The organism is Sulfitobacter guttiformis (genome assembly GCF_003610455.1).
Lineage (GTDB): Bacteria > Pseudomonadota > Alphaproteobacteria > Rhodobacterales > Rhodobacteraceae > Sulfitobacter > Sulfitobacter guttiformis.
On the sequence record NZ_RAQK01000001.1, the window covers coordinates 1155774 to 1178602 of the forward strand.

The 22829-nt window shown below is 56.6% G+C and carries 29 protein-coding genes and 1 tRNA gene; 19 read left to right on the top strand and 11 right to left on the bottom strand.

Annotated features, from left to right (window positions below):
• Positions 1-13: 13 nt before the first annotated feature.
• The 3 genes from C8N30_RS05720 to C8N30_RS05730 are packed head-to-tail and all read right to left on the bottom strand — an operon-like array spanning position 14 to position 1409.
• Positions 14-238 carry a F0F1 ATP synthase subunit C gene (locus C8N30_RS05720; protein ID WP_025063545.1) on the bottom strand — a complete coding sequence of 75 codons (225 nt, stop codon included), beginning with the start codon at positions 236-238 and terminating at the stop codon, positions 14-16.
• Between the two features lie 56 nt (positions 239-294).
• Entirely contained in the window at positions 295-1053 is a 759-nt protein-coding gene (locus C8N30_RS05725) for a F0F1 ATP synthase subunit A (protein WP_025063546.1), read from the bottom strand.
• An 11-nt stretch (positions 1054-1064) separates the two neighbouring features.
• Positions 1065-1409 carry an AtpZ/AtpI family protein gene (locus C8N30_RS05730; RefSeq protein WP_051567220.1) on the bottom strand — a complete coding sequence of 115 codons (345 nt, stop codon included), beginning with the start codon at positions 1407-1409 and terminating at the stop codon, positions 1065-1067.
• A 267-nt stretch (positions 1410-1676) separates the two neighbouring features.
• On the opposite strand from C8N30_RS05730, the gene C8N30_RS05735 reads away from it, so the two are divergent.
• Positions 1677-2015, top strand: coding sequence for an ArsR/SmtB family transcription factor (locus C8N30_RS05735; RefSeq protein ID WP_025063548.1), 339 nt, complete (start codon positions 1677-1679; stop codon positions 2013-2015).
• A gap of 325 nt (positions 2016-2340) precedes the next feature.
• On the opposite strand, the gene C8N30_RS05740 is transcribed toward C8N30_RS05735, so the two are convergent.
• A complete protein-coding gene (locus C8N30_RS05740) occupies positions 2341-3249 on the bottom strand; it encodes a DMT family transporter (protein WP_025063549.1) in 909 nt (302 codons plus the stop codon).
• 7 nt (positions 3250-3256) lie between these two features.
• Complete coding sequence (locus tag C8N30_RS05745; RefSeq protein ID WP_025063550.1) at positions 3257-4135, bottom strand: LysR family transcriptional regulator; 879 nt, start codon at positions 4133-4135, stop codon at positions 3257-3259.
• Between the two features lie 271 nt (positions 4136-4406).
• On the opposite strand from C8N30_RS05745, the gene ffh reads away from it, so the two are divergent.
• The 15 genes from ffh (at position 4407) to C8N30_RS05815 (ending at position 13636) form a co-directional block, all read left to right on the top strand.
• The gene (ffh, locus tag C8N30_RS05750) at positions 4407-5900 is read left to right on the top strand and encodes a signal recognition particle protein (protein WP_025063551.1); all 1494 of its coding nucleotides are present in this window, start codon (positions 4407-4409) and stop codon (positions 5898-5900) included.
• Complete coding sequence (locus C8N30_RS05755; RefSeq protein WP_025063552.1) at positions 5897-6229, top strand: NIPSNAP family protein; 333 nt, start codon at positions 5897-5899, stop codon at positions 6227-6229. The genes ffh and C8N30_RS05755 overlap by 4 nt, the downstream gene beginning before the upstream one ends.
• A 61-nt stretch (positions 6230-6290) precedes the next feature.
• On the top strand, positions 6291-6593 hold the full coding sequence (locus C8N30_RS05760; protein WP_025063553.1) for a chorismate mutase: 303 nt from the start codon (positions 6291-6293) through the stop codon (positions 6591-6593).
• A 13-nt stretch (positions 6594-6606) separates the two neighbouring features.
• Positions 6607-7008, top strand: coding sequence for a 30S ribosomal protein S16 (gene rpsP / locus C8N30_RS05765; protein ID WP_025063554.1), 402 nt, complete (start codon positions 6607-6609; stop codon positions 7006-7008).
• A gap of 16 nt (positions 7009-7024) precedes the next feature.
• On the top strand, positions 7025-7654 hold the full coding sequence (gene bluB / locus C8N30_RS05770; RefSeq protein WP_025063555.1) for a 5,6-dimethylbenzimidazole synthase: 630 nt from the start codon (positions 7025-7027) through the stop codon (positions 7652-7654).
• Complete coding sequence (locus C8N30_RS19275; protein WP_170151160.1) at positions 7654-7803, top strand: hypothetical protein; 150 nt, start codon at positions 7654-7656, stop codon at positions 7801-7803. The genes bluB and C8N30_RS19275 overlap by 1 nt, the downstream gene beginning before the upstream one ends.
• Entirely contained in the window at positions 7800-8345 is a 546-nt protein-coding gene (gene rimM, locus C8N30_RS05775) for a ribosome maturation factor RimM (protein ID WP_025063556.1), read from the top strand. Before C8N30_RS19275 ends, rimM begins: the two co-directional genes overlap by 4 nt.
• 2 nt (positions 8346-8347) lie before the next feature.
• Positions 8348-9130 (top strand): sulfotransferase family protein, encoded by a 783-nt coding sequence (locus C8N30_RS05780; RefSeq protein WP_025063557.1) that lies wholly within the window; start codon positions 8348-8350, stop codon positions 9128-9130.
• Positions 9130-9918, top strand: a complete 789-nt coding sequence (locus tag C8N30_RS05785) for a sulfotransferase family protein (RefSeq protein WP_025063558.1) — start codon at positions 9130-9132, stop codon at positions 9916-9918. Before C8N30_RS05780 ends, C8N30_RS05785 begins: the two co-directional genes overlap by 1 nt.
• A complete protein-coding gene (gene trmD, locus C8N30_RS05790; RefSeq protein WP_025063559.1) occupies positions 9915-10712 on the top strand; it encodes a tRNA (guanosine(37)-N1)-methyltransferase TrmD in 798 nt (265 codons plus the stop codon). The genes C8N30_RS05785 and trmD overlap by 4 nt, the downstream gene beginning before the upstream one ends.
• The gene (locus tag C8N30_RS05795) at positions 10705-11451 is read left to right on the top strand and encodes a polysaccharide deacetylase family protein (protein WP_025063560.1); all 747 of its coding nucleotides are present in this window, start codon (positions 10705-10707) and stop codon (positions 11449-11451) included. Before trmD ends, C8N30_RS05795 begins: the two co-directional genes overlap by 8 nt.
• A gap of 3 nt (positions 11452-11454) precedes the next feature.
• On the top strand, positions 11455-12303 hold the full coding sequence (locus C8N30_RS05800) for a GNAT family N-acetyltransferase (protein WP_025063561.1): 849 nt from the start codon (positions 11455-11457) through the stop codon (positions 12301-12303).
• Positions 12304-12507: 204 nt separating this feature from the next.
• Positions 12508-12882 carry a 50S ribosomal protein L19 gene (rplS, locus tag C8N30_RS05805; protein WP_025063562.1) on the top strand — a complete coding sequence of 125 codons (375 nt, stop codon included), beginning with the start codon at positions 12508-12510 and terminating at the stop codon, positions 12880-12882.
• A 5-nt stretch (positions 12883-12887) separates the two neighbouring features.
• Positions 12888-13109, top strand: coding sequence for a 50S ribosomal protein L31 (gene rpmE / locus C8N30_RS05810; RefSeq protein ID WP_025063563.1), 222 nt, complete (start codon positions 12888-12890; stop codon positions 13107-13109).
• A 110-nt stretch (positions 13110-13219) separates the two neighbouring features.
• Positions 13220-13636, top strand: a complete 417-nt coding sequence (locus C8N30_RS05815) for a VOC family protein (protein ID WP_025063564.1) — start codon at positions 13220-13222, stop codon at positions 13634-13636.
• An 8-nt stretch (positions 13637-13644) separates the two neighbouring features.
• Here C8N30_RS05815 and C8N30_RS05820 read toward each other — a convergent pair whose 3' ends face one another.
• Positions 13645-14493 (bottom strand): LysR family transcriptional regulator, encoded by an 849-nt coding sequence (locus tag C8N30_RS05820; RefSeq protein ID WP_025063565.1) that lies wholly within the window; start codon positions 14491-14493, stop codon positions 13645-13647.
• A gap of 113 nt (positions 14494-14606) precedes the next feature.
• On the opposite strand from C8N30_RS05820, the gene C8N30_RS05825 reads away from it, so the two are divergent.
• The 3 genes from C8N30_RS05825 (at position 14607) to C8N30_RS05835 (ending at position 18772) form a co-directional block, all read left to right on the top strand.
• Complete coding sequence (locus C8N30_RS05825; protein WP_025063566.1) at positions 14607-15698, top strand: sodium-dependent bicarbonate transport family permease; 1092 nt, start codon at positions 14607-14609, stop codon at positions 15696-15698.
• 125 nt (positions 15699-15823) lie between these two features.
• Complete coding sequence (locus C8N30_RS05830) at positions 15824-16633, top strand: division plane positioning ATPase MipZ (protein WP_025063567.1); 810 nt, start codon at positions 15824-15826, stop codon at positions 16631-16633.
• A 465-nt stretch (positions 16634-17098) separates the two neighbouring features.
• Positions 17099-18772: an ABC transporter substrate-binding protein gene (locus C8N30_RS05835; RefSeq protein WP_025063568.1), complete on the top strand. Its 1674-nt coding sequence runs from the start codon at positions 17099-17101 to the stop codon at positions 18770-18772.
• A 116-nt stretch (positions 18773-18888) separates the two neighbouring features.
• On the opposite strand, the gene C8N30_RS05840 is transcribed toward C8N30_RS05835, so the two are convergent.
• The 5 genes from C8N30_RS05840 to C8N30_RS05860 form a co-directional block, all read right to left on the bottom strand.
• The gene (locus C8N30_RS05840; RefSeq protein ID WP_025063569.1) at positions 18889-19782 is read right to left on the bottom strand and encodes a shikimate kinase; all 894 of its coding nucleotides are present in this window, start codon (positions 19780-19782) and stop codon (positions 18889-18891) included.
• A gap of 122 nt (positions 19783-19904) precedes the next feature.
• A tRNA-Ile gene (locus C8N30_RS05845) sits at positions 19905-19981 on the bottom strand.
• A 63-nt stretch (positions 19982-20044) separates the two neighbouring features.
• On the bottom strand, positions 20045-20935 hold the full coding sequence (gene hemF, locus C8N30_RS05850; protein WP_025063570.1) for an oxygen-dependent coproporphyrinogen oxidase: 891 nt from the start codon (positions 20933-20935) through the stop codon (positions 20045-20047).
• Positions 20936-21013: 78 nt separating this feature from the next.
• Entirely contained in the window at positions 21014-21814 is an 801-nt protein-coding gene (locus tag C8N30_RS05855) for an SDR family NAD(P)-dependent oxidoreductase (protein ID WP_025063571.1), read from the bottom strand.
• A 19-nt stretch (positions 21815-21833) separates the two neighbouring features.
• Positions 21834-22826, bottom strand: a complete 993-nt coding sequence (locus tag C8N30_RS05860; protein ID WP_025063572.1) for a class I SAM-dependent methyltransferase — start codon at positions 22824-22826, stop codon at positions 21834-21836.
• Positions 22827-22829 lie beyond the last annotated feature (3 nt).

Consider the following 22829-nt stretch of genomic DNA (forward strand, 5'->3'; position numbering starts at 1 on the left):
CTGCGATGGATGCTTAGACAGCGAACATCAACAGCAGTGCAACGAGGAACGAGAAAATGCCCAGAGCTTCGGCGAACGCGATACCGATGAACAGCGTTGCTGTCTGCGATGCAGCAGCGGAGGGGTTGCGCAATGCGCCGCCCAAGAAGCTGCTGGCAACATTACCAACACCAATTGCCGCGATGCCGGTGCCGAGTGCCGCAATACCTGCGCCGATGTGTGCGAGTTGACCTTCCATGAGAAATCTCCTGTAAATTGGAAGTGGATAGAGAGGCGGATTGCCCCGCCGATTGTTCAGTGGTGAGGGTGCAGCGCATCTTTCAGATACACGCATGTCAGGATCGTAAAGACGTAGGCCTGAATAAAGGACACAAGGACCTCGAGGCCGTACATTGCAGTGATGCCAAGAATGGCAACAGGCGAAACCAGTGTCAGCGCGGCGAAGCCGGCGAACACCTTAATCACCGCGTGGCCCGCCATCATGCTGCCCGCAAGACGGACAGAGTGGCTGACTGGGCGCACAAAGTAGGAAATTAGCTCGATGATAGCCAACGCAGGGCGTAGCGCGAGTGGCGCAGAAGAAACCCAGAACATCCCCAGAAACGATGCGCCGTTCTTTACGAACCCCAAGATGGTCACACCCAGAAACACGCTCAGCGCCAGCGGGATAGTCACAGCGAAATGTGAGGTTGGCGTAAAGGCTGTGGGGATCAGGCCAAGGAAGTTAGAAAATACAATAAACATGAACAGAGTCATGACATAGGGAAAGTATTTCACGCCCTCTTTGCCACAAATGTCTTCGACCATCTTATAGATAAAACCATAAGCCAGTTCGGCCACCGACTGCATCCTGCCCGGAATGACCGAACGTTTGGATGTGCCAACAACCAACAGCAGAAACACCGCAGCAACCGAGAGGCTGGTCCAGAGCGCCGCGTTGGTGAAGGTAAACCACTGCACCGGACCATCTCCACCCAAAGGTGATACGATGAACTGGTCCATCGGGTGAAAGACCAGACCGCTTTCTTCTGCGCCGTTAGCTTCTGTTGCCATCTGTCGGCCCCTTAACTCTTTTCGTCCGTAACGGACTGTTTTGCCCTGCCCCGATTGGGGACGTATTCAACACCAGCCTCATCGGCCAGCCGTTTGTCCTGCATTTCCTGCGCGGATCGAAGCATCGTTTTCACTCCGGCCGCGAGACCCAACATAACAAACAGCACCATAAATATGGGCAGCGTTCCAAAGAACAAATCCAGCCCGTACCCGATGCCAAAACCGATCCCAAGACCGGCAACCAGCTCAATCACCATTCGCCACGCCATCTGCGCTTGTGAATAATGCTCGTCCATCCGTGCTTCAGGCTCTTGCAACCCTTTTGCCGCTGCAATCCTCGCCTTGATCGCAGCCATTTCCGCTTTTCGATCTTGGTCGTTCACATGCAGGCTCCCGCTTGGATGTCTTGGCGGATTGGTACTGCGGGCAGCAGTCCGAGTCAACGACAACAGAATATTACATAAGGTATTGTATTACATATATTTTTCTATCGGCGAGCTCTAATGTCACAGGTAAATTTGCGGCATTGCGGCGGAATCCGAGAGCATTTGTTATTCAACCAATTAGTTGATCTTTTGCTTGTGCCGCCTTCCCCGCGCCTGCGAGGCGCGCTATGAACGGCCATGGCTCAAACCCTCGATACAACGTTTGCTGCACTGGCCGATCCTACCCGCCGCACCATTCTCGCAATGTTGTTGGAGGATGATATGGCCGTAACCGATGTGGCAGAGCCGTTTGATATGTCGTTGGCAGCAATCTCAAAACATCTTGTCGTTCTAACTGCTGCAGGCCTTATAACCCAAGAGAAACGCGGACGTGTAAAATGGTGCAAGCTCGAGCCGGACGCGCTGCGTGCCGCATCGGTCTGGATGCAGGGCTTTGGGCAGTTCGAGCCGGTCAACCTCGACGCGTTCGAGCGGTTTCTAGAATCCGAGTTTGGCCAGCACCACCCGCCCGAGTGATTGCCCCCCCCCTAACAGCAAAAAGGGAGCCAGCGGCCCCCTTTTCGTAACATGAAAATAGTTACGTCTTAAAAATTTATAGCTGTATTGTCTTACAAAACGAACTGAACGATCGCCAAAACAATTACAACAAGTCCGACCAAATAGATGATGCCACGCATTTTATATTCCTTAGTTCTTATGATGACGCTAATGCGCCTTTGTGATTAAGCAGACAGGAAACACGAACCAAAACGGAGTTGAGCGTTAAGGAACACTGTGCAGCTTGCCTTCTTTGATGACACAACGTCGCACCGCCCTCTGGGGTTCCCTCAAGCTAAAATTATTATTGCGCTTTGACTTGTACCGGCGGTCCATCCTCGTCCCTCAGCAGGAGCAGAAGCGCCAACACTGTCAGGACAACCCCCGCAACGATGCCAATTGGGGGAAGGCCGTTGCCTAGACCCACCTCCCAGCAGATAACCCATACCGGCACCAGATATGTATAGGCCATCACCTTTGCGGAGGGCAGGCGCATGGTCGCAAATTGCACCAGAACGAAGGTAATGGAGCTGGCACAAATCGCTACGTATAATATGGTTAACCAAACAAGCGGACGTAAATTCAACCAATTTGTCGCGACAATGTCCCGCGCGCCCAGCACCATCAGCAAAATTGCCCCCGCCACTAACGTACCAAAGGCGAATACAAGCGCACTTTCTCCACGGTTCAGGACGCGCACCAGCGGTGTGTATATCGCGTGAGCTATGCAGCCGAAGAAAAATATCACCTCGCCGCGCCCCACGTCGAAAGCCAGCACAGCAGCCAGATCAGCGCGAAAAATGACCCACAGCGCGCCCAGTCCCCCGAAGCACAGCGCCATCGCAATGCGCGGCGTCATCCGCTGGCGCAGCAAAAACCAGCCAAAGATCCCTGCCATTGCAGGCACAAGCGTAAAAACCGCCGCCGAGCTTACCGGCGCCGAAGTCTTGAGCCCCTCGAACATCAGCACAAAATAGATAATGAACAAGCCGCCCAGCACCAGATATCGCCACGGTGCAGCCAAAGCGCTACGCGGAATCCCGGTCGTTACCATCGCAACAATCCCCAGAACAATCGCTGCAATAACAAAACGCACAGCATTAAGCGCCAGCGGCGTAATATCGTTCGCGACCATACCCCCAAGCGAAAAGGAGCCTGCCACGAGGGCAGAGAATAATAACATCGCCAGATGCCCCTGCGCCTGCGGCGTCATTGCTCCGTCACGTGTCAACGTCCCTGATCCGTGATTTCAAAAATCGCACAAGCGCCTGCACTTTTGGTGTACGGTGCAAGTCGACATGCGTCACCAGCCACACCTGCGAAGCCCACTCCGGCCGCGGGGGGGCCATTTCTACCAGATCTTCGCGCTGCGCCGCGTCAGATGGCGTGAGAAACCCGATCCCTGCCCCGGCATAGACAGCCAATTTCAATGCGTTCGGGTCATTGCTGCGGAACACGACATTTTCGCGCGGAACATTATCAGCCAGCCACCTATAATAGGGCGCACCACTATCAACATCCTCATGCGCCACAAAACGGTGGTTATCAAAATCCCCTGTAAGTCCGGGAGTGCCGTGCGCCGCAACATACGACTGAGCTGCATAAAGCCCGATCTGCTGATCCATCAATGGCTGCACTACGTTATCAGGCTGATCCGGCGCACGCCCTGCCCGAATGGCAACATGTGCTTCTCCATATTCAAGCCGAAACAAGCGCTCGCCCGTAAGATAGCGCACGATCACTGCCGGATAAGCCTCCTGAAACGCCACCAGCACCGGCGCCATACGCGGCACCAGCTCGACCAGCGACGTCACGACCAGATCTCCCGATACCCCTGTGCCGCCCCCTTTTATCCTGCTGACCAGCTGGCTGAACTGGTCCTCGGTTGCCTGCGCCACGCGCAGCAGGTCCTCGCCGGCTTCGGTCGGTGTGTATCCCCGTGCGTGGCGCTGGAACAGCTTGATGCCCAGCCGCGCCTCCAGTGCATCAATGTGGCGGATTACGGTCGCATGATGCACACCCAGCTTTTCTGCCGCCCCGCTCACCGTTCCGATGCGCGCCACCTGAAAAGCGGTTTTGATCTCGTCCCAATTGTCCATCGCCCGCCCTGTGCATATACGAACCTTTAACGCCCAACCTTCCTGTCTGTGTTCGAAAATACAAGAGGCAACAGCCTCTTCTACTGTATGGTTGACTCAAGCGCGCCACACACGTAAAGCAGCTGCAATCTCCGGAAGCGAAGCCTTCCGGTCCTGACTGTTGTTCAGGATCGCCTCCAGTCAGCGTATTACGCCCACTGGAGTATTTGTGCATTTTAGCGGGCGTTCCGATATAAGGACCAACCGCAACCGAAAGAAAGGGCTTCCGTCCATGTTCGAGAACCTCAGCGAACGCCTGTCAGGCGTCTTTGACCGCCTCACCAAACAGGGCGCGCTGTCTGACGAGGACGTAAAAACCGCCCTGCGCGAAGTTCGCGTAGCACTGCTGGAGGCGGATGTATCGCTGCCGGTGGCGCGCGATTTCGTAAATGCAGTGCAAGAAAAAGCCACTGGTCAGGCCGTCACCAAATCCATTACCCCGGGCCAGCAAGTCGTAAAGATCGTGCATGACGCGCTTATCGACGTCCTGAAGGGCGAGGGTGAGCCGGGCGCGCTCAAGATCGACAATGCGCCAGCCCCCATCCTGATGGTTGGCCTGCAAGGCTCGGGCAAGACCACCACCACCGCCAAATTGGCAAAACGCCTTAAGGATCGGGACGGCAAGCGCGTTTTGATGGCATCACTTGACGTTAACCGCCCCGCCGCGATGGAGCAACTGGCGATTCTTGGCATGCAGATCGGCGTTGATACCCTGCCAATCGTCAAAGGCGAAACGCCCGTCCAGATCGCCAAGCGCACCAAGACCCAAGCGTCACTTGGTGGTTATGACGTCTACATGCTCGACACTGCCGGTCGTCTGAGTATTGACGAAGAGCTGATGGCACAGGTCGAGCAGGTCCGAGATATCGTCTCACCCCGCGAAACCCTACTGGTCGTCGATGGCCTCACCGGTCAAGACGCCGTGCAGACCGCCGAGAACTTCAATACGCGCATTGGAATTTCCGGCGTGGTCCTAACCCGCATGGACGGTGACGGCCGCGGCGGTGCCGCCCTGTCGATGCGCGCCGTAACAGGCAAGCCTATTAAATTTGTCGGCCTTGGCGAGAAGATGGACGCCCTGGAAACCTTTGAGCCAGAGCGCGTTGCAGGCCGCATCCTTGGCATGGGTGACATCGTCGCCCTTGTTGAAAAGGCACAGGAGACCATCGAAGCCGAACAAGCCGAGCGGATGATGAAGCGCATGGCTAAGGGGATGTTCAACATGAACGACCTCAAAATGCAGCTCGAACAGATGCTCAAGATGGGTGGCATGCAAGGCATGATGGGCATGATGCCAGGCATGGGCAAAATGGCCAAACAGATCAGCGATGCAGGTCTGGACGACAAGATCCTCAAGCAGCAGATCGCACTAATCAATTCCATGACCAAGAAAGAGCGCGCCAACCCCGCGCTTCTTCAGGCGAGCCGGAAAAAGCGGATCGCCAAGGGCGCAGGTATGGAGGTCTCTGACGTGAACAAGCTGATGAAAATGCAGCGCCAGATGTCAGACATGATGAAGAAAATGGGCAAAGGCAAAGGCGGCATGATGAAAGCTGCGATGAAGCAGATGATGGGTGGCAAGGGCGGGATGGACCCCGCCGCAATGGCGCAAGGCATGGACCCGAAAGCATTGGAAGCTGCAGCCAAGCAGATGGGCGGCAAACTACCCGGCATGGGTGGCATGGGCCTGCCTTCAGGCCTTTCCGGTTTCGGAAAAAAGAAATGATCAGCTGCACTGTCCGATATGAAATCGACCCTGACAAACTGGCAGAGTTCGAGATTTACGCGAAGGCCTGGCTTACGCTGGTGCGAAAGCTTGGCGGTACCCATCACGGCTACCACATGCCGCATGAAGGGCCCAATGACATCGCCTATTGCCACTTTTCCTTTGCATCCCTCGCAGAATACGAAGACTACCGGACCCGAATGTGGGACGACCCTGAATGCCTGCGGGCATACGAGCACGCGAAACGCACAAAATGCATCCGCCGGTTCGACCGCTCCTTTACCAAACCCCTGTTCGAGGGTGCTACAGTGGATGAGTTGGGCCTATGATCATGCTACTGAATACCCGGCACGACTGTCTTTGCGGGATCTGCGCTTTTAGGAGGTTCATATGACCGATCCTGTCACACTCGCTGCGCAGGTTCTAAAAGAGCACCGTGCAAGCATTGACCGTCTCGATGCAATCCTCGTCTATACATTGGGCGAGAGGTTTAAGCATACGCAGGCTGTGGGGAAACTCAAAGCCAGCCACGACCTTCCCCCCTCAGATCCCGCGCGTGAAAAGGCGCAGATCGAGCGGCTCGAAGATTTGGCGAAACAGGCCGATCTGGATCCTGAATTCGCCAAGAAGTTTCTCAACTTCATCATCGCTGAAGTCATTCAGCATCACAAATATCACGCAGATAAAACCTAAGGAAAACAATACTATGTCAATGAAAATTCGCCTCGCCCGCGGTGGTTCCAAGAAACGCCCGTTCTACCGTATCGTTGCAGCTGACAGCCGCATGCCACGTGATGGCCGCTATATCGAAAAGCTGGGCACATATGCACCCCTGCTGGCCAAAGACAGCGAAGATCGCGTTGTTATGAACGTCGAGCGCATCGAGCACTGGCTGGGTCAGGGCGCACAGCCAACCGAGCGAGTTCAGCGTATGCTGGAAGCCGCAGGTGTTCGCCCCAAGACAGAGCGCAACAACCCGACAAAAGGCACCCCCGGCAAGAAGGCAACCGCCCGCGTCGAGGAAAAGGCCGCCAAGGCAGCAGCCGCAGCAGAAGCCGCGAACGCACCAGCCGAGGAAACGCCCGCAGAAGAGACAGCTGCAGAGTAAATTAGGGAAATCCGGCATGGACACGTTTTCGGATGAGTTCCGTGCCGGGCTGACCGACCTGATGCGCTGGCGCCGCGATGTGCGGCAGTTTCGCACCGATCCGGTGGACGAGGCACTTGTTCAGGAGTGCCTCGCCACCCTCTCTCTCGCACCCTCTGTAGGTCTTTCCGAGCCGTGGCGCGTAATCCGTGTCCGCTCCGACGTTGCGCGCGCTTCAGCGCTTAAAAACTTCCAGACCGCTAATGCGAAGGCCCTCGAAGGCTATGACGGCGACAAAGCCTCGCTTTATGCTTCGCTAAAATTATCTGGCATGCGTGAAGCTCCTGTACATATTGCTATTTTTTGCGATGACGGAACTGCAAAAGGCTCCGGCCTCGGCGCTTCTTCCATGCCGGAAATGCGCCGCTACTCGGTTGTGGGCGCTGTCACGCTGATGTGGTTGCACGCCCGCACTTTGGGCCTCGGCATCGGCTGGGTCTCTGTGCTAGACCCCGATCTGCTGTGCCGTGATCTTGATACACCACCCGACTGGTCCCTTGTTGCTTACCTTTGCCTTGGCTGGCCACGCGATGTATCCTTGACACCAGAGCTTGAAACAAAAGGCTGGGAGGCCCGCGCCGCCGCCCTGCACATCGAGGACCGCTGATGTTTGGACTACTTAAATTTGTCGCCACCCTGTGCATTGGGGCGGTGCTCGGCTTTCACCTTAACGGGATGTTGATGCGGGCCGAATGCAGTGCAGGAGAAGGCCAGTGGACCGGCACAATTTGCGTCAATTCGGAGTTACTCCAATGAGCGATACCCATATCTGCGTCGGCACGATTTCCGGCTCCTACGGCGTTACAGGCGAGTTGCGGATCAAGAGCTTTTGCGCCGTACCGGAAGATATTGAAAGCTATAGCCCGCTTACCGACGAGCGTGGCGATCGCGAATTCATGCTGGCCATTTTGCGCCCGATCAAGAATGGCTTTGCGGCACGTCTGCCCGAAATTTCGACCAAAGAGGACGCGGACGCTCTACGCGGCACTAAACTCTATGCCCGCCGTGAACAGCTCCCTTCGCTGCCCGACGACGAGTATTATCACGCGGATCTGATCGGGCTGGAAGTGTATGACACGGGCGGCGCACTACTGGGCCGCGTCAAGACCGTTCAGAACCACGGCGCGGACGATTTGCTGGAACTTCAATTAACGGGCACTTCGACCACCACATTCCTTCCCTTTACAAAGTCCGCTGTGCCCACGGTTGATATGGCGACCCGCCGCATGGTTGCGGACCCACCCGAGGGGATTTTGCCCACGCCAAAGCCGGAGACAGCAACCGGACCCCAGGACTAAGGATGCGGCGTATTATATTTCACGCCGGATTTCACAAAACAGGAACGACCAGCCTGCAACAAACCCTGCGCACCAATCGTCAAGCGTTGCGCCCCGAGATCCGGTTGGTCCTGCGCCCTGGGATGAAGGCCCTGTGCGAATGCGCGCGCGCCTACAGCCGGTCGCGCGAGGACTATGATCTGGGGTTGGTTAAATACGAGGCCGCGATACTGGCCGAGGCGCTCGAGGACGAGCAGGCAACGACAATAGTCATCAGTTCTGAGGATCTCAGCGGTCACATGCCAGGGGGCCACGGCCTACATGGCTACGGCGCGGCACCCCACCTGATGCGGGCCTTGTCCGTGGGTTTCAAGGCGGCCAATCCGGACACCGAGTTGACGTTTTTCTTTACCACGCGCAGCGCAGAACCTTGGCTGCGCAGCTGTTATGCACAACATCTGCGCACGGCCCGTATGATTTGGGACGAGGCGGATTACCTCAAGCGGCTAAAGACATCAGCCGAACATGCCAAAATCATTGATCTGATCCGCCGCGAAGTGCCCGAACATGCCGTTCGGGAGGCCGCTTTAGAGGATCATGCCAGCCGCCCGCTTGGCGTAATCGAGGCGCTGCTGGATCATCTGGAGATTACAGCCGAGCGGCGCGCAGGCTTTGCACCTGCCGTCGCGCGCAACGCCGCATTGCCCGCTCATCTGTCGGCCGAGTTGCTGCGCCTTAACCGCTCCGATCTGGAGAACGTCGCCCTGCGCAAAGCCAAGCGAAAGCTGATCGAAGAGGCCACCTGATGCCGCGCAAAATCGTCATTCACGCAGGATTTCATAAAACAGGCACATCCACAGTTCAGGCGTTTCTGCGTGCCAATCGAAAGGCTCTTTTGCCCGTACTGGCCGTGCGCCTTAAAGGGCAAATGCAGGAGCTGATGAGTGCCACACGCGGGTACTCGACCTACGGCACGGATGACGCCCTCGACAAGGTCACGCGTCGTTTCGATGCCTTGCTGGCCGATCTGCCGGGCATGCCACGCCGCGCCCTGCTGCTGAGCGCCGAAGAACTCTCGGGCCATATGCCTGGGCGCGGCGATCTCGCACAATATAACGCGGCACCTGTTCTGGCCTACCAGTATTGGGAGCGGGCTCAGGCGGCATTTCCAAACACGCCGGTAGCTTTTTGCTTTGCCATCCGCGACCCTGATGCGTGGCAACATTCTGCTTGGGCCGAACATGTGAAATCGTCCGGGATGACACTCGATTTTGCACAATATGCGGCGCGCTATACCGTCGCACCTGATCTGGCGGCGATTGTAAGTGAGGTACGCCGCCGCGTGCCAGCCCCGGTCCACAGCTACGCCCTGGAGGACTGCGCAGACCTGCCACTGGGTCCCGCTGACCCGCTGCTTGATCTGTGCGATATTCCGCCGGAGCTGCGCATTAAACTTCTGCCGCAACCGGCCCAGAACATACGTCCCGATGAGAACGTCCTTGCGGCCTTGTTGAACATCAACCGGACGCATAAGGACAAAGGCGCACGCAACGCCGCAAAAGCCGCGCTTTTGGCAAAAGGATCTGACACATGACCCAGCCCAACCGCTCCCACGGGAAACAGCGCGTGATGCAGGCGCTCAAACCACGCGAGCTGATGCAGGACACGCCAGATTATATCGACGTATGGCAGGCCCATATCCTTACCCTGTTCCCGGAGGCATTTCCCGGTGTGTTGGGAGCCAGTCTAACGGGACGAGCGCTGAAAGAAGGCCAATGGCAACTCAAGACGCATGATTTGCGCGAATACGGCCTGACCAAACACCGCAATGTCGATGATACCCCGGCGGGGGGCGGCGCGGGGATGGTCCTGCGCGCAGATGTGGTTGGCCCAGCGATCGAGGCAGTTCAGGAACGTGCACGGGGCCGCTGGCCTATCCTGTACATGTCCCCGCGCGGGCGGCGTTTTGATCAGGCGATGGCGCGTGATCTGGCCACTTGCGCCGGAGTAACGATGCTGTGCGGCAGGTTCGAGGGCGTCGACGAGCGGGTGATCGAACACTACGGCATCACCGAGGTTTCGCTAGGTGATTTTGTAATGACTGGAGGCGAGTTGGCTGCACAGTCCATGATCGACGCCACAGTGCGCCTTTTGCCTGGCGTGCTCGGCAATGCTCAAAGCACCGTGGAGGAAAGCCATTCCGCAGGTCTGCTGGAGCACCCACAATATACCAAACCAGCCGAGTGGAATGGCCGTGAAATCCCTCCCGTTCTGATTTCGGGCAACCACGCGGAAATTGAAAAATGGCGCCGCGAGATGTCTCACAGGCTAACACAGGAGCGGCGGCCAGACCTTTGGGCAGCACACATCGCCTCCAAAAGTGAGTAGCTGGTCCGACCTCGAAGCCGAGCTGTCGTTATGGACCGCAAGTGGCTTGACCCCGCGCCTGTGGTGGCGCGATGATGATGCGCAGGGTGTGACACCAGATCTGGAACAGCTAATACACCTGTCCGACAGCTACGAAGTGCCTGTGCATCTGTCCGTAATCCCTGACGGACTGACCCCCGCGCTGGCCCCGCGATTGCGCGATGCGGACCATACCTATGTTTTGCAACATGGCCTGTCACACATTAATCACGAGCCAAGGGGAACCCCTGCCTCCGAAGTGGGTGACACCCGTGCGCTGCCTTTGCAGGAAGCTGACATCAGGCGTGGTTGGGACATACTTGAGGCCGCGAATATGCCACGGCTTTTGCGAGGATTCGTCCCCCCATGGAACAGGATCGGCGATGCGACACGGCGCCAGTTGCCCGATTGGGGCTACCGTTTTCTTTCCGCCTATGAAGGGCGCGGCGATGATGCGCAGATCGCAGGTTTGACCCAAATCGATGCTCACCTCGATCCCATCCGCTGGAAATACGACCGCGTATTTAGGGGGGAGGACAAGATGCTGGCGATGCTGCTAGAGCATCTACGCGAGCGGCGTTCCGGTGATCCGCTGCGGCCCATCGGCTATGTCACGCACCACTTACAAACCCATGAAGCGATCTGGGATTTCACCGATACACTGTTTGCGCGCACACGCGGGATGTGGTTCACGATGCCACAAATGCAAAAGGAAGCCTGAGATATGGTCGAGGTCACATTTGCAACGCCCGCGCAACGCGACGAGGTTGAGGCGTTCATGCACGCCGCCTTTCCCCGTGCAAAATGGGGCGCAGAGGGCTGGACCCGCCTGCTGGCCAACCGCTGGGGCGGGCCGCAGGGCGAATTTGCCGTAACCGCGAGGGACGGCGATAAATTGGTTGGCGTCATGGGCATGAACGACAGCCTGCGCCACACCCCCCGCGGACCGCAGCGATATCGCAACCTGACCTCGTGGTATGTGCTCAAATCCCATCGCGGGATGGGGCTGGGCGAGACACTGATGCACACCGCGATGGGTGACCCAGCGGTGACCTCGACAAACCTTACGAGCGCCAAGGCTGCACTGCCCCTGGTGGACCGCATAGGATTCAGGGTGCTGGACGCACAGCGCTTTGTCTGGCGACACAGCGGTTTGGATGCCCTGCCACACACATTCGATCCCTTGAAGGACGCAAACCTACGTTCAGTTGATGCACAAGTATTGAAGGATCATACGGGACTCGGGCTTGGGTACGTTACTGTCGAGACACCGGATGGCCTCTGCACACTCGTCCTGTCAGTTAAACAGAAGGTTGATGAGTATATCACTCATGAGGTTGTTTATGTGGGCCAGCCAGACCTTCTGGCCCGCCACGGCGATGCGATTGCCAATACCGTTCTACCGCAGACAGGCGCGGTGTTCAGCGTTGACAGCCGCCTTGCCACAGGCGCCCGTCCGGGCACGGTGGAAACCATCGAAGTCCCCCGCTTTTACAAAGGCAACCGAATGCTGCCGGCCGAGATCGACCACATGTACTCCGAGATCGTTTTGATGGGAATGAAGCTGTACTGAGTGCTTGATCGCAGTGCCAATCACGCCTATAGCACCCAAGTCTGGACCGCAAAGCGATTCCGGACTGCTGTTCTATCCCAGCAACGACCAAGCAAAGACGATGCTACCTCCGGTGGGCTGTGCGCAGACCCGACAGAACAGACCGAAGCTCTGGGATCACTGTAAAAACTTCGTGGCATACCACGAGCATCATAGGAGCATCAGATGAACCTGATCGCACAAATCGAGGCGGAACACATCGCCGAACTCGCCAAGGAGATCCCTGATTTCCGCGCTGGTGATACAATCCGCGTAGGCTTTCGCGTAACCGAAGGCACACGTACCCGCGTACAGAACTATGAAGGTGTTTGCATTTCCCGCAAGCACGGCAAAGGCATCGCCGGCGCATTCACAGTCCGCAAAATCTCATTCGGCGAAGGTGTTGAGCGCGTATTCCCGCTGCACTCCACCAACATCGACAGCATCACCGTGGTTCGCCGTGGTCGCGTGCGTCGCGCCAAGCTGTATTACCTGCGCACACGTCGCGGTAAGTCCGCACGGATCATCGAAAACAGCCACTATAAAGCACCGAAGGGGTAAGCGAGATGAAAGCAGATACACATCCCGAGTATCACATGATCAACGTCAAAATGACCGACGGTACGATCCTGGAAATGAAATCGACATGGGGCAAAGAGGGCGATCAGCTGTCCCTTGATATCGACCCAACCGTTCACCCTGCTTGGACAGGCAGCTCCGGCCGCTTGCTCGACACCGGTGGTCGCGTGTCCAAGTTCAAGAACAAATACGCTGGTCTTGGCTTCTAAGCCATTTCACCGCGGACAGATTGAAAGGCGCATCCCTGCAAGGTGGTGCGCCTTTTGCGTTGAATGGCCGCACATCTCGGGTCAAGCTTGCAGAAAGGGGGTCACACAGAATGATCGCTTATGTAACCGTCGGTGCCGATAACATCGCGAAAGCGAAGCAATTTTATACTGCGTTCCTCCCCGCTCTTGGCTACATGCTTAAAGAGACTTCCGAGGGCTTGAGCTTTGCCCTGCCTATTGAATCGGGCCAGTTGCCTGTGCTGCCGGATTTCCATGTCAAACCAACTTTTGACGGGCGCGCTGCATCAGCCGGAAACGGTGCCATGACCGCATTCGAGGCGGGCAGTCAAAACCAGGTTCGGGTGCTACACGCCGCAGCCCTTGCAGCAGGTGGTTCTGACGAAGGTCGACCCGGATTTCGCCCCTCATATGGATCACACTTTTATGTGGGTTATCTGCGCGACCCGCAGGGCAACAAGATCGCATTATTCTCCAGCAATACGGACGAGCCGGGGCGCGACGGATAACGCATGCCCTACCCCAACAACTTCGCCAAAAGCGGATGCGGAAAATTGCGTGGGGCGGTGATGGCATAAAATGTCTCGGTCAGCTCGAGATCAAAGGGGGCAGTAACAAGCTTGCCTGTTGCGATCTCATCCGCCAGAACAACGTCGGGAGCCAGTGCCACGCCTGCATCTTCGCGCGCAAGAAGGCGCACCATCGCCATATCATCCGCTTCCGCTACGATATTCGGTGTAACGCCAAGGCGGGCAAGAAGGCCGTCGAACAGTGTCCGGATTGCCCCTGTTGGCAGGATCAATGGCTCATGCGTCACAAGCTCTGTGAGGGTCTTGTGCTGCAACCGATGCGCCGCAGCGTGTAGTCCAACACTTTGTGCCGCGATGCGGTGCGTAGTGAAACTTGCTGCTTGCGCGCTTGGCGGTGGTTCGGTCGTCAGAACAACATCAAGGCCCAGCGTGCGCAGAGTGTCGAGCAGTTCCACCCCGCCAGAGCGCAGGATTACCTCGCACCCGCCCCGCGCGAGAACAGGTCGTAGAAACTGCATCTGGAAGTTCCGCGACAGCGTAGAGAGCGCGCCAATGCGGAACGGCGGAAGGTTGGTCGACGTCTGCGCCAGCGTCGCCTCAAGTTCGGCTCCGGTGGCAAAAATGCGGTCGGCGTGGTCCAGCGTGATGCGCCCCACCTCCGTCAAGACCAACTGCCGCCCGACACGGTCAAACAGGTCTTGGCCCAGCCGGGCCTCCAGCGCCTTGATCTGTGTGGACAGCGCCGACTGAGAAAGGTTGAGGCGCTGCGCCGCCCGCGTGAGGTTCCCCTCATGAGCGACCGCCTGAAAATATCGCAGATGATGATAGTTAAGCACATAAGACTCCGTTCGTTCATTTTTATAGAACGTTTACGCCCAAAAGATATATTTTTATTCCTCGATACGCCTCGGCATATCGACCGTGCAGAAACACAAAATAGGGGCTTAACATGGAAATTCTTTTTGACACGGTGGCAGCACTCATTAGCCAGCTACAAAAACCTACGCTGGCTTTCCTTTTGGGGGGCATGTTGCTGGCAGCCCTCGGCAGCAAACTTGAGGTACCACAGCCAGTCTATAAATTTGTCGTAATGCTTTTGCTGCTGAAAGTCGGTCTGGGTGCGGGTATTTCAATCCGTGAGGCCGATCTGGTGGCATTAGCCGTTCCCGCCCTGTTTGCGACCCTTTCAGGCATCGTGATTGTTTTACTCGGAAGCAATACACTTGCGCGGTGGAAGGGTGTCTCGAAGGTGGACGGCTACGCCACAGCGGGGCTCTTCGGTGCAGTCTCGGCCTCGACCCTTGCCGCAGCGATGGCCATGCTCGACACGGCTGGCATCGCCTATGAGGGCTTCATCGGCGCGCTCTATCCCTTTATGGACATCGCGGCACTCGTGACGGCAATCGTTTTAGCAAAAATGTCAGCAGCGCGCATGGAAGGGACGATAGTAACGAACAACGGCGTGGCGACGATGACAATGGACGGCCTTGCGTCCGGCCTGCCCAAACTTGCCCGGCCCAGCGACAAAGCACCCGCCCCCCATGGACTGGTAGGCACGATCCTTACGGACACAGTTCAAAGCGCGGCCATTTCGGCACTACTGCTTGGAATTGCGATTGGCGTACTCGGCCGGCCCGAAAGCGTATACGACAGCTTTTACGAGCCGCTATTCAGGGGTCTGCTGTCAATTCTAATGCTGGTGATGGGGATGGAGGCATGGGCGCGCCTATCAGAACTGCGGAAGGTCGCGCACGCCTACGTTCTTTACGGCCTGACTGCACCGCTGGCTCACGGTTTGATTGGTTTTGGTCTGGGGATGGTGGCACATCAGATTACAGGTTTTTCTGCAGGCGGGGTTGTACTGCTGGCGGTGATGGCAGCCTCCAGCTCTGACATCTCGGGCCCGCCCACCCTTCGCGGTGCATTGCCGGAGGCAAACGCATCTGCCTATGTCGGAACCTCGACCGGCCTTGGGACACCTGTCGCGATCTTCACAATCCCCCTATGGATCTGGTTGGCCGATATATTCATTGGCGTGTGAGTGATCTCTGCGCCCCATTGCATGCGCTGTGGGGCGTTCAACGCTTTCCAAAGAGCAAAACCCTAAATATAGTCGCAAGAGCAATTTCCTGCGCATTTGCAGGCATCGTAAAAAGGGCTCCCAGCATGGCGCACATCATTGTCGTTGGTAACGAAAAAGGCGGCGCAGGCAAATCGACGGTCTCCATGCATGTCGCAACCGCACTTGCACGGATGGGCCACAAGGTGAGTGCGCTTGACCTCGACTTGCGGCAGCGCACGTTCGGGCGCTACTGTGAAAACCGACAGTCCTTTTTGAAGGACTCCGGCCTCGACCTTCCAAGCCCCCATTGCCATGATCTCCCCGAGGTTGATGCAGACGATCTGAAGCCCGGCGAAAACGTATACGACCAAAGACTGTCCGCCGCTGTGGCCGAACTTGAGCCAAGCAACGACTTTATTCTCATCGACTGTCCAGGATCACATACCCGCCTCAGTCAAGTGGCCCATTCGCTTGCCGATACGCTGATCACGCCTCTTAATGACAGTTTTATCGATTTTGATTTGCTGGCCCATACCGACGCCAGCGGTGACAAGATAACCGGCCCCTCCGTTTATTCCGAAATGGTTTGGAACGCGCGGCAGCTCCGCTCAAAGGCAGGCCTGCCCGCGATTGACTGGATCGTGGTGCGCAACCGGATGGGCGCCCAGCGGATGGTCAACAAAGACAAAATGGAGCGCGCTATCCAAAATTTGAGCAAGCGCATCGGTTTTCGGGTGGCACCCGGCTTTAACGAGCGGGTGATTTTTCGCGAGCTTTTTCCGCGTGGCCTGACCCTGCTGGACCTGAAGGATATAGGGATCAAACAGCTTAATATCTCGAATATAGCGGCCCGTCAGGAACTGCGTGATCTGGTAAAATCGCTCAAACTCCCCGGTGTGGATGCTGATTTTTAAGTTATCGTTACGTCAATCAAGGCAAGCAAGAGACCTCTGGCCAGATGCGCGTGTTGCGCCCTGCCAAGATCAGCGTGAGTTCGATGCTGACCAAGATCACCGCAATTTTGCCTGTGCAGAATTACCAACCGATCATGCCCTGCTGCCTCACAGATAGCATTCCCGCTGTAAAAAACCGCACAATGTGAGAGAGCGATTGTGCCACAGGTCAGACGACCCTCGGGGCCCACATCGCCGGTTCAGGGGATTCCTTCAGGAATACAGGGCCGTATCCTATTCCCCCGTTAGGGTTGACGCACGGGTCATATACAATGATCATCCCTCTATCGTGCCAGCCCCGCATCTCTTCGCGGGCGTGTTGGCACCAAAAGCGGGGGAAACCTGCGATCACCAAGCCCGCCAGACCGGGTCATATGCGGCACTGCAATAAACGCTGAAGCCGCTGGTAAAATAGAGAGGAAGAATATGACATTCACCACACGCACTGGCAAACCGCTCCCACAGACCATCCTAGACCATGCCGAATACGCAAAAGCCGATCCCGTAAACCGCCGCGAATTTTTTGCGATGGCGACTGCATTCGGGGCAACTACTGCCACCGCATATGCCATGATCGGAATGCCTGCGCCCGCGATGGCTGATGCGCACAGCGAAAAGAAAGCCGGCGGTACCGTCAGAATGCAGATGGAAGTCCGCGCCCTGAAAGATCCGCGCACGTATGATTGGTCCCAGATCGCCAACTTCTCTCGTGGCTGGCTAGAATATCTCGCCATCTGGGAGAATGACGGCTCATTCACCCCCGCCTTGCTGGAAAGCTGGGAAATCAGTGATGATGCAACCGTGTACACATTGAACGTCCGCAAGGGTGTTAAATGGAACAACGGCGATGATTTCACCGCCGAGGACGTCGTGCGCAACATCGAAGGCTGGTGTGATAAGTCCGTCGAGGGGAACTCGATGGCGGGCCGCTTTGCGACCCTGATTGACGCCGATACCGAGAAGCTTGCCGATGGCATCGTTGAAGTTGTCGACAGCCACACCATCAAGTTGAACCTGCCCGCAGCAGACATCACGCTGATCGCAGGCATGGCCGACTATCCGGCGGCGATTGTGCACAGCACGTTCAATGCCGACGAAATGGTTGAAAACCCCATCGGTACTGGTGCTTACCTTCCCGAATCCCTCGAAGTGGGCGTCAAAGGTGTATTGGTGAAAAACCCCGACCACACGTGGTGGGGCACCGAAGTCTACGGCGGGCCCTACATCGACCGTTTGGAATATATTGATTATGGTACCGACCCTTCTGCGTGGATCGCGGCCGCAGAAGCCGAAGAGGTAGATGCATTCTACTCCATGGAAGGTGATTTCATCGATATTCTGTCCAGCCTTGATGGCTGGAACGAGCATTCGATTGCGACCGCTTCCACGATCGTCATTCGCCCCAACCAGCTGGCAGAGATTGATGGAAAGCGTCCCTATGAAGACGTCCGTGTGCGCAAAGCACTCTCTATGGCTGTAGATAACTCAATCCTGCTCGAGCTTGGCTATGCCGGTAAGGGTGTGACCGCAGAGAACCATCACGTTGGTCCGATGCACCCCGATTATGCAGAATTGCCGCCGCGCGCTGCAGATCCCGCCGGAGCCAAGGCGCTGATGGAAGAAGCAGGAATGATCGATTTCGAACATGAGCTGTTTTCAATCGACGATGCATGGCGCAAAGACACGACTGACGCTGTCGCAGCCCAGTTGCGCGATGCAGGTATCAAGGTGAAGCGGACGATTCTTCCCGGCTCGACGTTCTGGAACGACTGGACGAAGTATTCCTTCTCTTCCACCAACTGGAACCCGCGTCCTCTCGGCGTGCAAATCTGGGCTCTCGCATATCGCTCGAACGAGGCATGGAACGAGTTTGGCTGGTCCAACGCAGAATTTGACGCGATCCTGACCCAAGCATTGGCAACCCCGGACGTCGAAAAGCGCCGGGAACTGATGGCGAAGGGCCAGAAAATGATTCAGGATGAAGGCGTGACAATCCAACCATACTGGCGCTCGCTCTATAACCATACCAAGGACGGCCTGACGGGTGCAGAGCATCACATCAGCTATGAATACCATCCTGCACGGATGGCATGGAGCTGACTTTAAATTCTAACAATAATTAAGAAGGGGCCGCATTGCTACGCGGCCCTTTTTCTTGAGACAAAAACTCGATTGATATGAAAGTACCCTACCTGATGCTTAGCGCACGCCGGAAGCTAGTGTGTCAGAAACTTCATCTGCGTGATAAGTGAAACCAGATCACGGACCGATTTCTGCGCGGATGTCCGAGTGGTATCGAGCTGTGCATGAGCCCGTTCATAAAGTGGGGTACGCATGTCGACCAGTGATTTAATCTTCGCAACTGCCTGCTGCTCATCATCTCCGGCCAGCTGCATCGCGCCTTGCGGCCGCACACGCGCCACATGCTCTGCTGGTGAGGTCTGGAGCCAGATCGTATAGCATCGCGACAGAAGCCGCGCAAATGGCGCCTCTTGCTCGACCAGACCGCCAGATACAGACAAAATGAACGGCCCTGTTCTCTTGATCACCCGCTCCAGCGCTTCTGCCTCCAGACGGCGGAATCCTTCGGGACCATAAAGCGACAACACCTCTGCGAGCGGTATACCAGTGTCGTCCTCGACCATGCTGCTTAGCTCGATGAAGGGCAGGTCAAAAGCTTTGGCCACGTTTCGACCAAGAGTCGTTTTGCCCGCACCGCGTAATCCCATCAGACAAATACGCCCTGCCCGCAGGCTCGCTGATTTATCCACCTGCAGCAAATCCTTGATCGCAGCCCGAATATCGTCCGGCGCTTTTTCAAAGAGTTGGGCGATGCGCTGGGCCTCCGGATCGACGCAAATATTACGCGCAATTAGCACCTCCATCGGCATGCCGAGGGCGCGGGCAACCCTTTCAAGAAGGGCGATCGATATATTCCCCTCCCCCGCCTCAAGCTGCGCCAGATAACGCGGAGAAACCCCCGATAGTTCTGAAACAACACGTCGCGGCATACCCTTTTGTTTGCGGACCTCGCGCACGCGCCGCGCAACACGGCTGATCAGTGCGTGACGGGGATCATCGGTATTTTGTGGCACTTCGGAATTACTCATAATCCCGAATATAGTGCAGAAAATCCGTTCACCAAAATAATTTTGCACCGCAAAAAAATATGTTGCCTACGCTCAATCATCCACATGAAAAGCAGTATTTTCGTTATGATGGGAGGTATAAGTGGTGGCGTTACCTGGACTTGAACCAGGGACCTATCGATTATGAGTCGATCGCTCTAACCAACTGAGCTATAACGCCGTGCGGGTGAACTATGATAGCCACCCGCCAGCGTCAAGCCAGAAACAACATACAGGGCGCGAGTTACACCCACTTCGCTAGGGGCGGCAGGCTCATCAGCACTGCATTGGCATCGTGGCCGGTCTCAAGACCGAATTTTGTACCACGGTCATAGACCAGATTGTACTCGGCATACAGGCCGCGGTGGATCAGTTGCACGTCCTTATCAGCCTCTGACCAGACTTGGGATTTACGCTTTTCCACCAAAGGAACATAAGCTGGCAGGAAAGCACGACCAATGTCCTGTGTCAGGGCAAAGTCAGCCTCCCAATCACCGGTGTTGCGATCATCCATAAATATGCCGCCGACACCCCGCGCACGGTTGCGGTGCGGAATATAGAAATATTCGTCCGCCCATTCTTTGAGTTTTGGATAAATCTCGGTGCCATGTGAATCGAGGTGTGACTGTTGCGTCGCGTGGAAATGCGCCGTGTCATCGGGATATTCAATGCAAGGGTTAAGGTCGGAGCCCCCGCCGAACCACCACGCACCGGGGGTCCAGAACATCCGTGTGTTCATATGAACAGCCGGCGCATGTGGGTTTTGCATATGTGCCACAAGAGAGATCCCAGAGGCCCAGAAGCGTGGATCATGTGCCATACCAGGGACACCCCGCGCCGCCATCGCTTTTTGTGCGCGCTCCCCCAAAGTACCATAAACGGTCGAAATGTTTACACCAACCTTTTCGAACAACCGGCCACCACGCATAACACTCATCAACCCGCCACCCGCATCAGAGCCATCATCGGAGGTGCGGGTTGTCTCGCTCACATCGAAACGGCCTGCGGCCATTTCAGCCATTGGGCCTTCGGCATGGGTGTCTTCAAGATGTTCAAAAGATGAAACAATATCATCGCGCAACGTGCGGAACCACGCCGCAGCGCGGCCTTTTTCGATCTCGAATGGTGCAGTCATAGCATGGCTTTCTGTCAGAATTATCTGACACTCTTACAGCATATTTATTTCAAGCTGAACAGAGCAACATCATGCAGACTAATGCGCAGGCACACTCACTGCATCCAGCAGAGAGCGGCCACCATCAATGACCATGACCTCGCCCGTCATAAAGCTGGAGCTGTCTGCGGCAAGAAATTGAACAGCCTGCACCAGCTCGCTGGGTGAAGCGATCCGACCCAGAGGCGTATGGCTACGAATATCATCGCGCCACTCGCGGTTTTCGGCAACAGATGCCTTCAGGGATGCAGACATCACCGACCCGAAAGCAACTGCATTAACACGGATACGGTGCGGCGCAAGCGACAGTGCCATTGAGCGCGTCATCTGGTCCAGTGCGGCGGAGGCGATGGAGTAGCCCATCAAATCAGGATGCGAGTGATGCGCCGCCGTTGAGCTGAGATTGATAATAGAGCCAACCTGACCCTCTGACTGATTCTCACCCTGTTTCATCATACGCTTTGCTACCTGCTGGGTCAGGCGCAGGGCGGTCATAAGGTTTTGTTCCAGTAGCATATCGACAGAGTTATCTTCGACATCAAGCGCATTGGTCGGCATCACCTGCCGCGATGCATTCACCAGAATGTCCACCTGCTCAAAAGCGTCTATTGTGGCCGACACCAGATTGGCGATCGTCAGGCGCTGGCGTAGATCGCCGGCGAAAAAGCGTATATTGCCCTCGTCGCGTGTCTCGCCCAGTTCTTCTTTCAGCTTCTTCTCGTCCATATCCGCGCACATTACGTTGGCGCCTTTGTCGGCAAAGTCACGGGCAATCGCGAGGCCTATACCATTGGCAGCCCCCGTTACGATCGCCGTTTTGCCGGAGATGGAAAATGACATACTGTGTCCTTAAAATCTGTTAGCGCCGTTTGCGCAGCGGGCGTGACGCATGAAAAAGCTTGAACCGCGCGTCGCTTCCAATTTCATCAACCTGAATGAAGCGCGTTTTCAGCTCTGCCTCATAGGGCAGATGCCGGTTTGCCACCATCCACAGGTGCCCTTGCGGCGTTAACAAGCGCGCCGCCGCTGCAACAAATGCCTGCCCAATCTGTGGCTCCGCGGCGCGACCCACGTGGAAGGGCGGGTTCATAACGATGGTGTCAATCTTGTGCGCGGGCGCCCATGTCGTCCCATCGACCCAGTGAAACTGGGCCCTCGGGTCGGTTACATTGCGGCGCGCGCACTCAAGCGCGGTATGGTTCGCCTCAACCAAATGAACCGCCTCGACACCTTGGCGCTGCAAGACATGCGCGGATAGAAAACCCCAGCCCGCACCCAGATCACAGACGTGTTTACCCATCTTTTCAGGCAGTGCATCGGCAAGCAGGGCAGAAGCCAGATCCACACCGTCAGCAGAAAAGACACCCGGTGCAGTCCAGAAACCACCCTCGGTCAGCTCCGGTCCGGCAGCCCAATCCGCAAAATTGTCCGCAGCCGCGGATTCAATCCAGAACAGCTTTCCATGCGCTTTTGTTACAGGGCCGTGGACGGTCACACGCGCCTTCATTGCCTTGAGAATGCCCTCGACGCCGTCCGTCTTTTGACCGTCGATCACCACGACACCCTCGCTCAGCGCGCAAGCCTGTGCGATCATCGCGCGCGCTTCAACCTTGGCACGGGGTAGGCACACGATTGCCGCCGCGTACCGTTTTCCGGCTGAAACTGAAGACTTGTAGTCCCGCGCGCTCCACGCGGCATAGGCAGGATAGAAATCTTGGATGATCTCGGCACGGTCTTTGGGTATGCCCTCCAGATCAACATCCATGGAGGGGGCAAAAACGGCAATGTCACCATCGGCAGGCCATTCCAGACCGCCACCGTTCAGTGCCAGCGGCAGTCGCGAATCGAGCATCAG

Coding starts and splice junctions, on each gene's coding strand:
- C8N30_RS05720 (WP_025063545.1), bottom strand. CDS start 238: ATGGAAGGTCAACTCGCACACATCGGCGCAGGTATTGCGGCACTCGGC.
- rplS (WP_025063562.1), top strand. CDS start 12,508: ATGAACCTGATCGCACAAATCGAGGCGGAACACATCGCCGAACTCGCC.
- C8N30_RS05825 (WP_025063566.1), top strand. CDS start 14,607: ATGGAAATTCTTTTTGACACGGTGGCAGCACTCATTAGCCAGCTACAA.
- C8N30_RS05740 (WP_025063549.1), bottom strand. CDS start 3,249: ATGACGCCGCAGGCGCAGGGGCATCTGGCGATGTTATTATTCTCTGCC.
- C8N30_RS05860 (WP_025063572.1), bottom strand. CDS start 22,826: ATGCTCGATTCGCGACTGCCGCTGGCACTGAACGGTGGCGGTCTGGAA.
- C8N30_RS05730 (WP_051567220.1), bottom strand. CDS start 1,409: ATGGCTGCGATCAAGGCGAGGATTGCAGCGGCAAAAGGGTTGCAAGAG.
- C8N30_RS05830 (WP_025063567.1), top strand. CDS start 15,824: ATGGCGCACATCATTGTCGTTGGTAACGAAAAAGGCGGCGCAGGCAAA.
- C8N30_RS05725 (WP_025063546.1), bottom strand. CDS start 1,053: ATGGCAACAGAAGCTAACGGCGCAGAAGAAAGCGGTCTGGTCTTTCAC.
- C8N30_RS05840 (WP_025063569.1), bottom strand. CDS start 19,782: ATGAGTAATTCCGAAGTGCCACAAAATACCGATGATCCCCGTCACGCA.
- rimM (WP_025063556.1), top strand. CDS start 7,800: ATGAGCGATACCCATATCTGCGTCGGCACGATTTCCGGCTCCTACGGC.
- hemF (WP_025063570.1), bottom strand. CDS start 20,935: ATGACTGCACCATTCGAGATCGAAAAAGGCCGCGCTGCGGCGTGGTTC.
- C8N30_RS05760 (WP_025063553.1), top strand. CDS start 6,291: ATGACCGATCCTGTCACACTCGCTGCGCAGGTTCTAAAAGAGCACCGT.
- trmD (WP_025063559.1), top strand. CDS start 9,915: ATGACCCAGCCCAACCGCTCCCACGGGAAACAGCGCGTGATGCAGGCG.
- C8N30_RS05835 (WP_025063568.1), top strand. CDS start 17,099: ATGACATTCACCACACGCACTGGCAAACCGCTCCCACAGACCATCCTA.
- C8N30_RS05785 (WP_025063558.1), top strand. CDS start 9,130: ATGCCGCGCAAAATCGTCATTCACGCAGGATTTCATAAAACAGGCACA.
- C8N30_RS05780 (WP_025063557.1), top strand. CDS start 8,348: ATGCGGCGTATTATATTTCACGCCGGATTTCACAAAACAGGAACGACC.
- C8N30_RS05745 (WP_025063550.1), bottom strand. CDS start 4,135: ATGGACAATTGGGACGAGATCAAAACCGCTTTTCAGGTGGCGCGCATC.
- C8N30_RS05855 (WP_025063571.1), bottom strand. CDS start 21,814: ATGTCATTTTCCATCTCCGGCAAAACGGCGATCGTAACGGGGGCTGCC.
- C8N30_RS05800 (WP_025063561.1), top strand. CDS start 11,455: ATGGTCGAGGTCACATTTGCAACGCCCGCGCAACGCGACGAGGTTGAG.
- bluB (WP_025063555.1), top strand. CDS start 7,025: ATGGACACGTTTTCGGATGAGTTCCGTGCCGGGCTGACCGACCTGATG.
- rpsP (WP_025063554.1), top strand. CDS start 6,607: ATGTCAATGAAAATTCGCCTCGCCCGCGGTGGTTCCAAGAAACGCCCG.
- C8N30_RS05755 (WP_025063552.1), top strand. CDS start 5,897: ATGATCAGCTGCACTGTCCGATATGAAATCGACCCTGACAAACTGGCA.
- C8N30_RS05735 (WP_025063548.1), top strand. CDS start 1,677: ATGGCTCAAACCCTCGATACAACGTTTGCTGCACTGGCCGATCCTACC.
- rpmE (WP_025063563.1), top strand. CDS start 12,888: ATGAAAGCAGATACACATCCCGAGTATCACATGATCAACGTCAAAATG.
- C8N30_RS19275 (WP_170151160.1), top strand. CDS start 7,654: ATGTTTGGACTACTTAAATTTGTCGCCACCCTGTGCATTGGGGCGGTG.
- ffh (WP_025063551.1), top strand. CDS start 4,407: ATGTTCGAGAACCTCAGCGAACGCCTGTCAGGCGTCTTTGACCGCCTC.
- C8N30_RS05815 (WP_025063564.1), top strand. CDS start 13,220: ATGATCGCTTATGTAACCGTCGGTGCCGATAACATCGCGAAAGCGAAG.